This is a genomic window from Mesorhizobium cantuariense, from assembly GCF_042647205.1.
GTDB lineage: Bacteria > Pseudomonadota > Alphaproteobacteria > Rhizobiales > Rhizobiaceae > Mesorhizobium > Mesorhizobium cantuariense.
In genome coordinates this window covers 6,857,285-6,870,367 of sequence record NZ_JBHRVD010000001.1, presented here as the reverse complement: position 1 = coordinate 6,870,367, position 13,083 = coordinate 6,857,285, and the positions used below count along the sequence as shown (strand labels likewise).

Below are 13,083 nucleotides of genomic sequence, written 5' to 3'. Positions count from 1 at the left end.
TCACTATCGTTGCAGAATCCGGTGAGCGTTGAAGCTGCCAATCTCCCTCCTTGCGGGGGAGATGGCCGGCAGGCAGAGGGGGGGTGCTGTCCCGCCGACACCTCAAGGCCAGGAGCCAACCCCTCAGCTCAAAAACGCCCTCTCAAAAGCCTGCTTGCCCGGCGGCGAGAAAATGACCGCACGGCTGTCCTTCTCGCGGCGCGCCCATTTCTCGGCAAGGATCTTGTCGAGGATGGCGGCGCCCAGTGTGCCGGCGAGGTGCGAACGGCGCACGCTCCAGTCGAGACAGGCGCGGCAGACCGGCCGGCGCGGCCTGGTGTAGACATCGATGCCGATGGCGGCGAAATGCGATGCCGCCGACGGCCCGAGCCTGATCTCCTTGTCGTCGCGGACCAACACGTTTTTGTCGACGAGACGATCAAGCATTGCCACCGCCTGCTCGCCGGCGAGGTGATCGTAGCAGACGCGCGCCACGCGCATCGCGCCGTCGCGGGGGCCCGGCCGTACGCGTTGCGGCCCGACGGAAGCGGCGACACCGGTGATGGCCTCGATCATGCCCGCCACCTGCGGTCCGGCGAGACCGTAATAGCGATGCCGGCCCTGGCTCGCCACCGTGAGCAGCCCGCCTTCCATCAGCTTGCCAAGATGCGAGCTGGCGGTCGGCAGCGAGACGCCGGCCTCGAGCGCCAGCTCGCTCGCCGTCAGCGCCGTGCCGCCCATCAGGGCATTCAGCATGTTTGCCCGCGCCGGGTCGCCGACCAGGCTGGCGATGCGGGCGATGTCGGGTCCTTCACGCATAGTTCGTTCCTCATCGAAGCATTCTTGTCAGATAACCACTATTCTCCGATCAGATCAAGGAGACGACGATGACCGCACGAACCGCTTTCCCCTCGGCACCGCTCCCCAGTCGCCAGTCGTTCCCGTTCGTCACTTGGTTGCGTTCGCGGCTGCTGGTCCGCTGGTATGACCGCCATTTGCAGCGTCTCGACCTTGCCGAGATCGACGATCATCTGCTGCGCGACCTTGGCCTGACACCGCAAGATGTGCGCCGCGAATGCGCGAAGTCCTTCTGGCAAACGTGACCCGCAATGGAATTGCCTAGCAGACCAGGCGACACGACGTTTCGACGCCGCTCGAACTATCGACGCGGAAACCCAAGGAGACCACAATGACCATCACCTGCTTCATCCGCTACGAGATCGACCCTTTCGGCAAGGCGGCCTTCGAGGAGTACGCCCGCAGCTGGGGCCAGGCCATTCCACGCTGCGGCGCCGATTTGATCGGCTATTTCGCGCCGCATGAGGGCTCGGCCACGACCGCCTATGCCGCCTACAACATCGATAGTCTGGCGGCCTACGAAGCCTACCGCGCCCGACTTGCCGCCGATCCCGCCGGCAAGGCAAACTATGAGTTTGCCAAGCGTGAAAGATTCATCCTGAAGGAGGACCGCATGTTCCTGAAACACGTCTCGGGACCGCACGCGAAACTGGTGCTGCCGTGATTGCCGTCATCTTCGAGGTCGAGCCGGCGGCGGGCAGGCGCGATGCGTATCTCAGCATCGCCGCCGACTTGCGGCCGCTGCTCGACGGCATCGACGGCTTTCTCTCCATCGAGCGCTTCCAGAGCCTGGTCGACCCGAACCGCATCCTGTCCTTGTCGTTCTGGCGCGACGAGGAGGCGGTGAAGGCCTGGCGCAACACCGAGGAACACCGGCAGGCGCAGAAGGCCGGCCGCGGCGGTATCTTTGCCGGCTACCGTCTGCGGATAGCGCATGTCATGCGTGATTATGGGCTGACGGAGAGGGACGAGGCGCCTAGGGATAGTCGGGCGGTGAATGGTTAGCTCCGCTTTCTTCCCCCCCTTGTGGGGGAAGGTGGCCTCGCGAAGCGAGGTCGGATGAGGGGTGTTCCAGCTTGGCGAGACGTCTCAATTGAACTGGGCAAAGCGGCAGAATCGCTAACGCCTCACTTCGCTGGAACACCCCTCATCCGTCTCGGCGCTGCGCACCGATCCACCTTCTCCCACAAGGGGAGAAGGACAAGTTGCTACTACGCATTCCCGATCAGCACACCGGCCGCGAACACCAGGGCGCCGCCCAGCACCACCTGGAAGGCGGCGCGCAGGAAGGGCGTCTGCATGTAGCGGTTCTGGACGAAGGCGATCGCCCACAGCTCGAAGAACACCACCACCGCTGCGACACCTGTCGCCGTCCAGAAATGCGGGATGAGATAGGGCAATGCGTGGCCAAGGCCACCCGCCGACGTCATGACGCCGGTGGTGATGCCGCGTTTTATCGGCGAACCACGGCCTGATAGCTTGCCGTCGTCGGAAGCCACTTCGGTGAAGCCCATCGAGATGCCGGCGCCGATCGAGGCGGCAAGCCCGACCAGAAAGGTCTGCCAGGTGTCATGGGTGGCAAATGCCGCGGCGAAGATCGGCGCCAGTGTCGATACCGACCCGTCCATCAATCCGGCCAGCCCCGGCTGCACATAGGTGAGGATGAACTGGCGCTGCTCGGCAGCGGCCTCTTCGTCCTTCACTTCGCCCGGTACGTGCTTTTGCTCCAGACGCTGCGCCAGCGTTTCGTGCCCCTGCTCGGCCAGCGCCAGATCGTCGAGCAGTTTTCTGGTCGAGGCATCCGTGGTGCGCTTGGCCGCCTCGACATAGAACAGATAGGCCTGCCGCTCCATCGCCTCGGCCTGGCTGCGCACGTGCTCGATGCCGAGCGGTCTCACCAGCCAGTCGGGCTTGCGCTCGTAATAACCCTTCACATGCTCGCGCCGGATCAGCGGAATGCGCTCGCCGAACCGATCGCGGAAAAGCTCGATCAGCGCATCGCGATGGCCATCCTCTTCCTCGGCCATCTCCTCGAACACTTTTGCCGATTGCGGAAAACTGTCCGCCAGCCCGTCGGCATAGGCCCGGTAGATGCGCCCGTCATCCTCCTCGGACGAAATGGCCAGCGCCAGGATTTCCTGTTCGGAGAGCGATTCGAAGGGACGGCGGCCGAAGCCGAAAACACGGGAAAGCATGAGGAATTCACCCTAGTTTAGAATGGTTCTAAACTAGGGTTTGAGATGCCTTCGGTCAATTGCGCGCTTGGGTCGCGGTCAAGAATTGTTGAAGCCGCGCGCGCGAGGGTGGCCCTTCATTATCAGTGAATGTTCGCCTATATAGCTGGACTCAAGCCAAGAACAAGGAGCCCGCAGATGATGGCAAAACAGCCTCCGCACTCCTATGATCCCAAGCCCGTTCTCGATCTCATCGCCAGTATCGAAGCCGATCTGCAGCGCCTGAAAAGCCTGGTCGAACAACAGGTCGAGAAATTCGATCCCGCCAACCCGCACAACAAGGCGCCGGACGGCAAACTGACCGAGGAAGGCGTCGAGTGCTGCTACCGCATGTTCGACGACGGCAAGTCGCGCTACTCGGTCGCCCAGCAGATGAAGATCTCGTTTGCGGCCGCCAGCCACCGGTTCAACAACTGGCGCAAGCTGGGTGGGAGCAAGCGGCAGAGGACGCTGTTGGGGTGAGAACCCAGTTCGCCGCAGGCGAATTGAAAGGTCCGGTGGACCTTTCAAAGGATTCGAACCGGGGAGCTGCCGCAGGCAGCGGGCCCCCGGTTGGCGCACTCGAGCGTAGTGCAGAAATCACGGCGATGCAGGATTTGCGAGATGTCGGCGGGACAGCGCCCCCCTCTGTCCTGCCAGGGGGATTGGCAGTTTCGACTTCGGCGCTTCTCTTGTCGACATTGTAAGTTGGTGAGAGCGTTCGTGACGTCCAATCTCCCCCCTTGAGGGGGAGATGGCCGGCAGGCCAGAGGGGGGCGTGCAGCCGTGGCGTTGGCGACCGCCCCGCCAAACTTTGTAACGGTCACATTTTTTCGTTGGTGTCGCGCGGCCCTTTCCGTGCACCATGGGCGGACAGCACTTCCGTAGGACCCGCCATGACCACGCCTCCCGGCATCGCCGACATCCACACCGCCGCCGCGCGTCTCTCCGGCCTGATCGTCGAAACCCCCTTGATCGAATCGCAGGAGCTGAACAAGCGCTTCGGCGCCCGCATCCTGTTCAAGCCGGAAACGCTGCAGCGGACCGGTTCGTTCAAGTTTCGTGGCGCCTACAACAAGCTGTCGTCGCTGAGCGAGGACGAGCGCAGCCGAGGCGTCGTCGCCTTCTCGTCGGGCAATCATGCGCAAGGCGTCGCGGCGTCGGCGGCGATGTTCGGCGTCAAGGCGGTCATCGCCATGCCGGCCGACGCCCCGGCGATGAAGATCGCTAACGTCCGCAAGATGGGAGCGGACGTGGTGCCGTTCGACCGCTTTCGCGACGACCGCATGACAGTGATCCGCCCTTACATGGAAAGAGGGATGGTGCTGGTGCCGCCCTTCGACGACCCGGCCATCATTGCCGGCCAGGGCACGATCGGCCTCGAATTGATGCGCCAGGCAAAAGCGCTTGGCGTGAGCCTCGACGCGGTCGTCGTTCCCTGCGGCGGCGGCGGCTTGACCAGCGGCATTTCCATCGCCGTCAAGGATGCCTCGCCCGACACCGCGGTCTGGGCGGTGGAGCCCGAGCATTTCGACGATACCCGCCGGTCGCTGGCCGCCGGCGCCAGGGTTTCGAACGAGCCCGGCCATGACTCCATCTGCGACGCGCTCCTGACCGCCGAGCCCGGCCTGATCACCTTCGAGATCAACCGCAGGAACCTCGCCGGCGGCATCGCCGTCTCGGACCAGGCGGCGGCGCAGGCGATGCGCGACGCCATGGCCTATCTCAAGCTGGTGGTCGAGCCCGGCGGCTGCGTGGCGCTGGCGGCACTGTCATCGGGCGAGATCGAGCTGTCGGGCAAATGCGTCGCCGTGGTGCTCTCCGGCGGCAATGTCGATTTCGGGACGTATTCGGAGATCATGGCGGCTGCTTAGCGTGGCCGAAAAATACAGCGGCGCAGAATAAAGCCGTTCCGTCGCGATCCTTCGCGCCCCCCTCTGTCCTGCCGGACATCTCCCCCACAGGTGGGGAGATTTTGCCGTCACCACTGCCTTCGCCAATCTCCGATGCTGCAAAGGAAGAGCCGGCGCCAGAGCTGTCGATCTCCCCCCTCGTGGGGGAGATGTCCGGCAGGACAGAGGGGGGCGCTGTCCCACTGGCCTCCAAAACTTTCTACACTGCACAAGCGCTCCGCCGCTATACGGCATGCCTCTAATCCAGCGTCCGCCTAAACCGCACCAGTGCAACGCCGGCAAACAATGCCACGAACACCACCAGCCAGCCGATCTCCGTTGCCACCGCCGGCAGCTCGGCGCCTTTCAGCATCACCGCGCGGATGATGCGTAGGAAATGCGTCAGCGGCAGGACCTCACCGAAGACCTGCGCCCAGCCCGGCATGCCGCGATAGGGGAACATGAAGCCGGACAGCATGATCGACGGCAGGAAGAAGAAGAAGGTGAGCTGCAGCGCCTGCATCTGCGTGCGGGCGATGGTCGAGATGGTGTAGCCGAGCAGCACCAGCGCCAGCACGAAGATCAGCACGGCGGTGAGCAGCAGCGACATCGATCCGGTGAACGGGATGGCAAACAGAAGCTTCGCCGCCGCCAGCACCACCACCACCTGCACGGCGCCGACCGCCAGATAGGGCAGCACCTTGCCCAGCATAATCTCGAGCGGGCTCGACGGCATCGCCAAAAGGTTCTCCATCGTGCCGCGCTCGGTCTCGCGCGTCAGCGCGATCGAAGTCATCATCACCATGGTCATCTGCAGGATGACGCCGAGCAGGCCGGGCACGATGTTGTATTGCGAGATGCCTTCGGGATTGTAGCGCCGGTGCACCACCACTTCGAGCTGGCCAAGCGCTGCCTCGGCCGCCGCCTCCTGCATGCCGCGCGCCCTGAGCAGCGCCTGGCTGGCGACGGTGCCGAGCGTCGAAATGGCGCCGCTGGCGACTGCCGGGTCGGTGGCGTCGGCCTCGATCAGGATCTGCGGGCTGTCGCCGCGTTCGACCCGCCGGGCGAAATCGGCGGGAATGGTGACGACGAAGGCGACATCGCCGCGCGACATCAGTAACTCCGCATCGGCAGCACTTTGCGAGACATGGTCGAAGCGATAGTAGCCAGTCGTCTGCAGCGCCGAAACCATGGCCCGCGTGTAGGGGTCGCTGCTTGTCGCCACCAGTGCGGCAGGCAGGCTTTTCGGATCGTTGTTGATGGCGTAGCCGAACAGCACCAGCTGCATCAGCGGCACGCCCAGCATCATGGCGAAGGTGATGCGGTCGCGCCGCATCTGGATGAATTCCTTGATCAGCAGAGCGCCAAGCCGGGCGAAGGACAAGACGTTGTTCATGCCATGTTGTCCTTCGAGCCGGACATGAACTGGATGAAGACGTCTTCGAGGCTGGTTTCGCCGGGCGAAACCTTCACGCCCTTGTGCTGTCTCTCGACATCGGCAAGTGCGGCCTCGAGCTTCTTCTTGTCGGAGCCGACGACATGCAGCGTCGCGCCGAACGGCGCCACCTGGTCGACGCCGGGGCGGCCCTGCAGCGCTTCCGCCACCTGATCGAGGCGCGGTCCCTGCAGGACGAACGTGGTCAGCCCGGCATTCCTGACCACCTCGGCGACAGTGCCGGTGGCCAGCATCTTGCCGTAGGAGATGTAGCTGATGCGGTGGCAGCGCTCGGCTTCGTCCATGTAGTGGGTGGAGACCAGCACGGTCAGCCCGCCGCTGGCCAGGCGATGGATCTCGTCCCAGAACTCGCGCCGGGCCTTCGGATCGACACCGGCCGTCGGCTCGTCGAGCAGAAGCAATTTCGGCTTGTGCATGATGCAGGCGGCCAGCGCCAGCCGCTGCTTCCAGCCGCCCGACAAGGTGCCGGCCAACTGGTTGCGGCGCGTGGTCAGGCCGAGGTCTTCAAGCGTCCCGGCAACATGTTCTTCGACCGGCTTCAGCCGGTAGAGCCGCGCCACGAATTCGAGATTCTCGCCGATCGTCAGATCCTCGTAGAACGAGAATTTCTGCGTCATGTAGCCGACTTCGCGCTTGATGCGCAGGCTGTCGGTGCGGATGTTGAAGCCGAGCACCGTGCCTTCGCCTTCGTCGGGCGTCAGCAGGCCGCACATGATGCGGATGGTGGTGGTCTTGCCCGAGCCGTTGGGTCCGAGAAAGCCGACGATCTCGCCCTCGGCGACCGTCATCGTCACATGGTCGACGACGGTCTTGTCGCCAAAACGCTTGACCAGGCCATGGACGTCGATGGCGTTCATTTTGCGCTGTCCGCGAGATCGACATCGACGATCTGGCCAGGCTGCAGCGGGCCGGCATCGCCCTCCGGCCGCGCCTCGACCAGATAGACCAGCTTCTGCCGGTTCTCCAAGGAGTAGATCACCGGCGGGGTGAACTCGGGATCGGGCGAGACGTAGCTGACGCGCGCCTTCACGTCCGGGCCGCAGCCGTCGCAATGGACGCCGAGCAAGGTGCCGACCTTGACCGAGGAGAAGGCGCTCTCCGGTATGTAGACGCTGAGCTTCACCGCGCCGTCGGGCAGGATCGAGATGACCGGCGCGGTCGGACCGGCCGTGTCGCCCGGGTTGCGGATGACATCGTTGACGCGGCCGGGCGAAGGCGCTGCCAGCACCCGCTTGGACAACCGCCATTGCGCCTGCTCCAGGGTCGCCTGTGCCTGCTTGACCTGGTTGTCGGCGGCCTTGATCGTTTCGGGTCGCGCCGGCAGGCCGCCGACGGCGAGATTGGCGGTTGCCTGGCCGACCTGCGCATTGGCCGTCTCCAGCGTCGCGGAGGCGGTGTCGAAATCGGCCTGCGTGCCGGCGCCGCGCTTGAACAGATCGGCGGCGCGGTCGAATTTGCGCTTGGCGTCGGCGGCCTGGGCGCTGGCCATGTCGACCTCGGCCTTCAGCACGGCGATCTCTTCCGGCCGCTTGCCGATCTGCAGGTCGGCCAATTGCGCCTGCGCCTGGGCAAGGCCGGCCTCGGCTTGCGCCACTGCGATCTTCGCATCCGCACTTTCCAGCGTCACCACGGTCGTGCCGGGCACCACACGGTCGCCGCGCTTCACAGTAACAGTCTCGACCTGCGCCACCTCGATCGGCGCCAGCAGCACGTAATCGCCTTCGACATAGCCGACGGCCAGCGGGGCAGCCGGAGCACAGGCGCTGAAAAGCTGCACGGTGAGCGGCAGCGAGCACAGAAAGCTCATGGTCTTTGCCCCTTCATCTTTACCCCTTTTCTGGCAGCCAATATGGCCTTGAGATTGCCCGATGTGGCCGCCACCACCTTGGCGGCCTCGGCAGCGCCGATGTCGTTCCAGCCCATGCGGCGCATCACCGCCTCGCGGCCGATGCGGAAATAGATGACCTGGCCGATCAGCGTGAACACGGTGAGCCTTGTGGCCTCGCTTTCGGCCGGCTCGCCGGTCGCCTGCTCCCAAAGCTGGCACAGCCGGCGATGCGTCGGCTCGAAGACACCGTCATAGATACGGTCGAGGGCTGCCGTCGGATGCGAAAGCTCGCGCAACACGAACTGAACGATCTCACCGGCCTGCGGGCTTGCCACGACAAAGCCGACCATCCGCTCCAGCGCCGCGAAGAGTTGTGCTTGCGCCGCCTCCGGACCGCCCGGCATGGGCGCCTGCGCATTGCCGAGCGCCTGGCCGGCGACCGTCTGGATGGTCTCGACGATAAAGTCGGCGGCAGCGGCGCGAAGGCCCTCCTTGCCGCCGAAATGATAGGCGATCGAGCCGATATTGGCTTGCGCTTCCGCCGCAATCTCGCGCGTCGACGTGCCGTCAAAACCCTGCCGTCCGAACAGTTTCAGTGCCGCCTGGACAAGTGCCGCGCGCGTCATTTCGGCGGGCACGCGGCGAAGGCTTCTGGTGTCTGGCGCTTTGATCATCACCCACTTTAATCAATCGATTGATTAAAGTCAACTTGTGACCCCACATCTTGCCATCGTCGGCGGTAAACGCTTTAGTGCGGTGCCATGGGCAAGGAAGTCGAGCGCAAGTTCCTGGTCTCCAGCACCGCATGGCTAGAACTGGCCGAGGCGGATATCCGCATCCTCCAGTTCTATCTCGCTGCCGGCCCCGGGCGCACGGTGCGCGTACGCATCAGCGATGGCACTTCCGCCAAGCTGACGCTCAAATTCGGCAGCACGGCGCGCGAGCGCGACGAATTCGAATATCCGATCCCGCTGCCGGAGGCGGTGGAGATGCTGGACTTCGCCCTCGGACGTGTCATCGAGAAGACACGTCACCATGTTAGGCACCGCGGCTATCTCTATGAAGTCGATGTCTTTGGCGGACCACTTGCGGGACTTGTGGTCGCCGAACTTGAGACGCCGGAGGACGTGCCGGACGAAATGCTGCCTGACTGGCTCGGCCGTGAAGTCACCGGTGAGCAGAAATTCTACAACGCGTCGCTCGCCCTCGGGGGGATTCCGGAGATCGCCGCATGAGCTTTCGCATCGACCCGCGCCTGCCGCTGACCGGCGAGGTCAGGCGTATCCTTGCCGAGGAAATTGGCAAGGCATTGGCCCATCTTGACGCCGCGCGCAGCCGGCCGGAACAGGCGCTGCACAAATGCCGCAAGCGGCTGAAGAGCGCACGCGCCTTGCTGCGACTAGTTCGTTCCGGGGACGAAACATTCTGTGAGACCGAAAACCAGTGCTATCGTAACGTGGCCGGACTGCTTGCCGGCCCGCGCGAGGCGACGGCATTGATCGAGACCATCGACCGGCTGGCGGCAAGCTTTCCCAAGGAGAGCGCCGACGACGGGCTGACTGCTGCGCGCGACAGGCTGATCGCCCACCAGCATGAATTGCACGAAGGCGCCGGGCTTGAAGCGGCGATCGGGGCGGCGACCGCGGCTTGCGAGGAAGGCATGAAGCGGATCGAAAGCCTCGCCTTGCCCGACCAGCCGGAACAGGCGGCCGACGTGCTTGCCGAAGGCGCCCGCGTCACGCTGCGCCGCGCCAGGAAGGCGCTGGACAAGGCCGGAACGCGCGGCGCGGCCAATGATTTCCATGATCTGCGCAAGGCGGCCAAGACCCACGGCATGCATCTGTCGCTGCTCGGCAGGCTGTGGCCGACACCGATCAAGGCAAGGCGCAAGGCGGTCGACGAATTGGGCGAGCGTCTGGGCGACCTGCATGATGTGCTGGTGATGCGCGATCTTCTCGAAGCCGATGACCGGCCGCTCGGACCGCCCGAGGACACGAAGCTTCTGGACAAGCTTTTGAAGCGATCCGAGAAGCGACTGAAGAAGAGCTGTCTTGCCGAGGCGGCCGAGCTGTTCGGCGACAGCCCGAAACGCTCGACTCGCAAACTGGCCCGCAAGGCGCGCGACGACCTGGCTGGTTCGGGTGAAGACACCGGCGCAACGGCGACCGCAAGCTGACCGACATGCGGCTGGCGCCCAGTCGCCCGCTTATGCTAATCGCCATAGGCATGACCGAGCCCGGCGACACGCTTCTGTATCGACTTGGCCGCTGGCTTGCCGGCCGGCTTCAGGAAGAATCCTCCGGCTACGAGCCCTATACGCCGTCCGATGCCGAGACGCTGCGCCGCACGCTTGAGCCTGGCGATATCCTGCTGATCGAGGGTAACCAGAAGATCTCGGCGGCGATCAAGTACCTGACCCAGTCGACCTGGTCGCATGCGGCCTTCTATGTGGGCGACGCGCTGGCCGAACCGGAAGACGGAACGGAACGGCGGCGGCTGATCGAGGTCACGCTCGGCGAAGGCTGCGTCGCCGTGCCGTTGTCGCGCTATCGCACCTACAACACCCGCATCTGCCGGGCGAGCGGGCTGGCGCCGGAGGACCGCGACAAGGTCGTCGCCTTCATGATCGGCAAGCTCGGCCTGAAATACGACCTCAAGAACATTTTCGACATGCTGCGTTTTTTCTTCCCGACGCCGCCGGTGCCGGTGCGCTGGCGCCGCCGCATGCTGGCCTTCGGCTCCGGCGACCCGACACGGGCGATCTGCTCGACGCTGATCGCCGAAGCCTATGGCCAGATCCACTATCCGATCCTGCCCGAGATCACCCGTGCGCCTGGCCGCGCTTCGGCGCAGTCGAACTTTTCGCGCAAGGAAATCCTGCACATCCGCCACCACTCGCTCTACACACCGCGCGATTTCGACCTGTCGCCCTATTTCCGCATCGTCAAGCCGACGCTGGAATATGGTTTCGATTACCGGCAGATGGTCTGGGACGATAAGGCAAACACAGACGCCGCAGCCGTAAAGGCTGGCGCAATCGCCTCAGACACGTGATGGCTTTCGGCCTGGGTCAGGACATGCCCCTATGGCGCGGCCTACCGCTATCCAGCCGAGGTGCAGGCGTTTCACATGGCGGCCTATATCACGCCGAAACCGCAATAGCACCCTGGTTTTCGACTCTGTGTTCGACCCAAACATGGACCGGTTCGTCCCGGCCGCGGATGCTCACCGGTCCATGATCGCGCGCATTCAACTGTGTCGTGGGCGATTCCGCCTTCGCGGCCTCAATCAGTCGTGACCCAAAGCAAATATTCGCCTGAAGCTCACGGCAGAGCGACTGCAAACGGCTGGCGACGTTGACGGTGTCGCCCACCACCGCGAAGGACAGATTGCGCTCGCTGCCGACCGCGCCGATGACCACTGCGCCATATTGTGCACCGATCCGAACGTCCAGCGGCGGGTACCCCCTGGACACCCGCTGTACATTCCAGTCTTCGAGAGCGGCGACCATCGCTTCAGCGCACTGGATGGCCCGAGTCGCGTCGTCATGGCTGGCTTGCGGAACCCCGAATGTCGCCATGATGCAATCGCCGATATAGTTATCGACGGTGCCATGGTGGTCGAAAACGACCTGTTCCATGCGACGGTGGAACTGACGCAGAAGTTCGAACACTGCTTCGGCCGGATGATCCTCGGAATAGTGTGTGAAGCCGACGATGTCGGCGAACAGCACCGCGATATCCTGCCGGCGGACCGGGCCGAAGGGCTCGTCATCGGTGGCGAGCTGGTCGACGACATTGGGCGAAAAATGCCGGGCGAGATTGGCGCGGGCGCGCTCTGCCTTGACATAGTCTTCCGACAGATGTCGGGAACGATAGACGACCAGCGCCATGATCGCGCCGATAATCAGCACAACCAACACGTTGGTCGCCTGTGCAAATGTATCGACGAAATTGGGGTTGAGATAGAGGTTCAGTCGCTCTGTCATCGGCAGCGAATAGAGGTTCGTCGCCGGAATGACGGTTCCCGGATGAGAAATCACCCATCCCACCCCGATCGCCCATGTCAAGGCCGCGAGCGCGCCGAGATAGAGCGCCAATCGTGTCGAAAGGGTCAGCGCGCCAAGGCATACGAAAATCAGCAGGAATTTGAAGCTGCCCTCGCGCAGTTGCATCGCGGCCGGCGCGACCTCCAGGGAAAACGGGTTGGGCGTTACCAGCAGAACGGTCAACAGAATGATGTCCAGCGTACCGACGAGGTAACCGATCCACCATCGCGCCGTGCGACGGCGCGCAAAGAGAAACTGGATCAGGCCGACGAGCTGGAACAGCACGAGGCCCGCCAGCACGAAGAGCAGCGAAGCATCCCAGCGGCTGATCAATGAAAAGAAGCAGGAGATCACAGCGAGCGATGCCGTACGGGCCCAGAACTGCAAAGCAGCACCCTGGCGTTCTGCGCGCGCCCGCAAATTTTTCAGGCGCGAATAGCGGCGAAGTTCAAGTGTTGGCGCGGTCGGCATAGGATCACTTCGATTTCACAGGGACGTGTCACGCATTCGGCAAACCCGCCCTCTACAGTCTGGCAAATCAGTGCGCGAACTCTATCATGAATGTGGTTTCATTTTTGAACCGCGGCTGCAAAGAGCAAAAATGTCCGGACAAAAGATCATGATGAAAACCGAAGCAGGACAGGCGGAGGCTTCCCTGTTCAGGTCACCAAAAAACCGCAGCGCCCGGCGTCATTCTCTACATGGATGCGTTCGGCCCGCGGCCGGCGCTGGGCGGCATGGCGGAACGCCTGGCTGCAGAGGGCTATACCGTGTTGGTGCTGGATCTGTTCTATCCCAACGCGCCATAT

At 63.8% G+C, this 13,083-nt stretch carries 15 protein-coding genes and 1 pseudogene; 9 read left to right on the top strand and 7 right to left on the bottom strand.

Translation table 11 applies throughout. The annotated features are described in order from the left end of the window. Positions 1-123: 123 nt before the first annotated feature. Positions 124-798, bottom strand: coding sequence for an ArsR/SmtB family transcription factor (locus tag ACFOJ9_RS33615; protein ID WP_378985668.1), 675 nt, complete (start codon positions 796-798; stop codon positions 124-126). 68 nt (positions 799-866) lie between these two features. Here ACFOJ9_RS33615 and ACFOJ9_RS33610 point away from each other — a divergent pair, with 68 nt between their 5' ends. The 3 genes from ACFOJ9_RS33610 (at position 867) to ACFOJ9_RS33600 (ending at position 1,842) form a co-directional block, all read left to right on the top strand. After that, positions 867-1,082, top strand: coding sequence for a DUF1127 domain-containing protein (locus tag ACFOJ9_RS33610; protein ID WP_378985666.1), 216 nt, complete (start codon positions 867-869; stop codon positions 1,080-1,082). An 86-nt stretch (positions 1,083-1,168) separates the two neighbouring features. Continuing rightward, entirely contained in the window at positions 1,169-1,501 is a 333-nt protein-coding gene (locus ACFOJ9_RS33605; protein WP_378985664.1) for an NIPSNAP family protein, read from the top strand. Then, positions 1,498-1,842 (top strand): antibiotic biosynthesis monooxygenase family protein, encoded by a 345-nt coding sequence (locus ACFOJ9_RS33600; RefSeq protein ID WP_378985662.1) that lies wholly within the window; start codon positions 1,498-1,500, stop codon positions 1,840-1,842. Before ACFOJ9_RS33605 ends, ACFOJ9_RS33600 begins: the two co-directional genes overlap by 4 nt. Before the next feature lie 206 nt (positions 1,843-2,048). Here the strand turns inward: ACFOJ9_RS33600 and mbfA are convergent, their stop codons facing one another. Next, on the bottom strand, positions 2,049-3,032 hold the full coding sequence (gene mbfA / locus ACFOJ9_RS33595; RefSeq protein WP_378985660.1) for an iron exporter MbfA: 984 nt from the start codon (positions 3,030-3,032) through the stop codon (positions 2,049-2,051). Between the two features lie 177 nt (positions 3,033-3,209). On the opposite strand from mbfA, the gene ACFOJ9_RS33590 reads away from it, so the two are divergent. Beyond that, a complete protein-coding gene (locus tag ACFOJ9_RS33590; RefSeq protein WP_378985658.1) occupies positions 3,210-3,533 on the top strand; it encodes a hypothetical protein in 324 nt (107 codons plus the stop codon). 413 nt (positions 3,534-3,946) lie between these two features. Continuing rightward, a complete protein-coding gene (locus ACFOJ9_RS33585) occupies positions 3,947-4,924 on the top strand; it encodes a threonine/serine dehydratase (protein ID WP_378985656.1) in 978 nt (325 codons plus the stop codon). A gap of 277 nt (positions 4,925-5,201) precedes the next feature. Here the strand turns inward: ACFOJ9_RS33585 and ACFOJ9_RS33580 are convergent, their stop codons facing one another. From ACFOJ9_RS33580 to ACFOJ9_RS33565, 4 genes are read right to left on the bottom strand one after another with little or no spacing between them, the layout of a single operon-like run. Further along, positions 5,202-6,338: an ABC transporter permease gene (locus ACFOJ9_RS33580; RefSeq protein ID WP_378985654.1), complete on the bottom strand. Its 1,137-nt coding sequence runs from the start codon at positions 6,336-6,338 to the stop codon at positions 5,202-5,204. Next, on the bottom strand, positions 6,335-7,255 hold the full coding sequence (locus tag ACFOJ9_RS33575) for an ABC transporter ATP-binding protein (protein ID WP_378985652.1): 921 nt from the start codon (positions 7,253-7,255) through the stop codon (positions 6,335-6,337). The genes ACFOJ9_RS33580 and ACFOJ9_RS33575 overlap by 4 nt, the downstream gene beginning before the upstream one ends. Further along, the gene (locus ACFOJ9_RS33570) at positions 7,252-8,205 is read right to left on the bottom strand and encodes an HlyD family secretion protein (protein ID WP_378985650.1); all 954 of its coding nucleotides are present in this window, start codon (positions 8,203-8,205) and stop codon (positions 7,252-7,254) included. Before ACFOJ9_RS33570 ends, ACFOJ9_RS33575 begins: the two co-directional genes overlap by 4 nt. Next, positions 8,202-8,900: a CerR family C-terminal domain-containing protein gene (locus tag ACFOJ9_RS33565; protein WP_378985648.1), complete on the bottom strand. Its 699-nt coding sequence runs from the start codon at positions 8,898-8,900 to the stop codon at positions 8,202-8,204. The genes ACFOJ9_RS33570 and ACFOJ9_RS33565 overlap by 4 nt, the downstream gene beginning before the upstream one ends. An 87-nt stretch (positions 8,901-8,987) precedes the next feature. Between ACFOJ9_RS33565 and ACFOJ9_RS33560 the strand changes: the two genes are divergently transcribed. Genes ACFOJ9_RS33560 through ACFOJ9_RS33550 form a run of 3 tightly spaced genes read left to right on the top strand, consistent with a single transcriptional unit; the run spans position 8,988 to position 11,280 of the window. Then, positions 8,988-9,461, top strand: a complete 474-nt coding sequence (locus ACFOJ9_RS33560; protein WP_378985646.1) for a CYTH domain-containing protein — start codon at positions 8,988-8,990, stop codon at positions 9,459-9,461. Then, positions 9,458-10,402, top strand: coding sequence for a CHAD domain-containing protein (locus tag ACFOJ9_RS33555; protein ID WP_378985644.1), 945 nt, complete (start codon positions 9,458-9,460; stop codon positions 10,400-10,402). The genes ACFOJ9_RS33560 and ACFOJ9_RS33555 overlap by 4 nt, the downstream gene beginning before the upstream one ends. A 50-nt stretch (positions 10,403-10,452) precedes the next feature. Beyond that, complete coding sequence (locus tag ACFOJ9_RS33550) at positions 10,453-11,280, top strand: lipo-like protein (RefSeq protein WP_378985642.1); 828 nt, start codon at positions 10,453-10,455, stop codon at positions 11,278-11,280. Between the two features lie 88 nt (positions 11,281-11,368). Here ACFOJ9_RS33550 and ACFOJ9_RS33545 read toward each other — a convergent pair whose 3' ends face one another. Further along, positions 11,369-12,745 (bottom strand): adenylate/guanylate cyclase domain-containing protein, encoded by a 1,377-nt coding sequence (locus ACFOJ9_RS33545; protein WP_378985640.1) that lies wholly within the window; start codon positions 12,743-12,745, stop codon positions 11,369-11,371. A gap of 130 nt (positions 12,746-12,875) precedes the next feature. On the opposite strand from ACFOJ9_RS33545, the pseudogene ACFOJ9_RS33540 reads away from it, so the two are divergent. Then, positions 12,876-13,083: pseudogene (locus tag ACFOJ9_RS33540) on the top strand (dienelactone hydrolase family protein); the annotation flags it as partial.

What these genes read in the sequence shown, in the direction of transcription:
- ACFOJ9_RS33555 (WP_378985644.1), top strand. Translation starts at nt 9,458, where the DNA reads ATGAGCTTTCGCATCGACCCGCGCCTGCCGCTGACCGGCGAGGTCAGG.
- ACFOJ9_RS33605 (WP_378985664.1), top strand. Translation starts at nt 1,169, where the DNA reads ATGACCATCACCTGCTTCATCCGCTACGAGATCGACCCTTTCGGCAAG.
- ACFOJ9_RS33545 (WP_378985640.1), bottom strand. Translation starts at nt 12,745, where the DNA reads ATGCCGACCGCGCCAACACTTGAACTTCGCCGCTATTCGCGCCTGAAA.
- ACFOJ9_RS33585 (WP_378985656.1), top strand. Translation starts at nt 3,947, where the DNA reads ATGACCACGCCTCCCGGCATCGCCGACATCCACACCGCCGCCGCGCGT.
- ACFOJ9_RS33560 (WP_378985646.1), top strand. Translation starts at nt 8,988, where the DNA reads ATGGGCAAGGAAGTCGAGCGCAAGTTCCTGGTCTCCAGCACCGCATGG.
- ACFOJ9_RS33580 (WP_378985654.1), bottom strand. Translation starts at nt 6,338, where the DNA reads ATGAACAACGTCTTGTCCTTCGCCCGGCTTGGCGCTCTGCTGATCAAG.
- ACFOJ9_RS33565 (WP_378985648.1), bottom strand. Translation starts at nt 8,900, where the DNA reads ATGATCAAAGCGCCAGACACCAGAAGCCTTCGCCGCGTGCCCGCCGAA.
- ACFOJ9_RS33575 (WP_378985652.1), bottom strand. Translation starts at nt 7,255, where the DNA reads ATGAACGCCATCGACGTCCATGGCCTGGTCAAGCGTTTTGGCGACAAG.
- mbfA (WP_378985660.1), bottom strand. Translation starts at nt 3,032, where the DNA reads ATGCTTTCCCGTGTTTTCGGCTTCGGCCGCCGTCCCTTCGAATCGCTC.
- ACFOJ9_RS33550 (WP_378985642.1), top strand. Translation starts at nt 10,453, where the DNA reads ATGACCGAGCCCGGCGACACGCTTCTGTATCGACTTGGCCGCTGGCTT.
- ACFOJ9_RS33615 (WP_378985668.1), bottom strand. Translation starts at nt 798, where the DNA reads ATGCGTGAAGGACCCGACATCGCCCGCATCGCCAGCCTGGTCGGCGAC.
- ACFOJ9_RS33570 (WP_378985650.1), bottom strand. Translation starts at nt 8,205, where the DNA reads ATGAGCTTTCTGTGCTCGCTGCCGCTCACCGTGCAGCTTTTCAGCGCC.
- ACFOJ9_RS33590 (WP_378985658.1), top strand. Translation starts at nt 3,210, where the DNA reads ATGATGGCAAAACAGCCTCCGCACTCCTATGATCCCAAGCCCGTTCTC.
- ACFOJ9_RS33610 (WP_378985666.1), top strand. Translation starts at nt 867, where the DNA reads ATGACCGCACGAACCGCTTTCCCCTCGGCACCGCTCCCCAGTCGCCAG.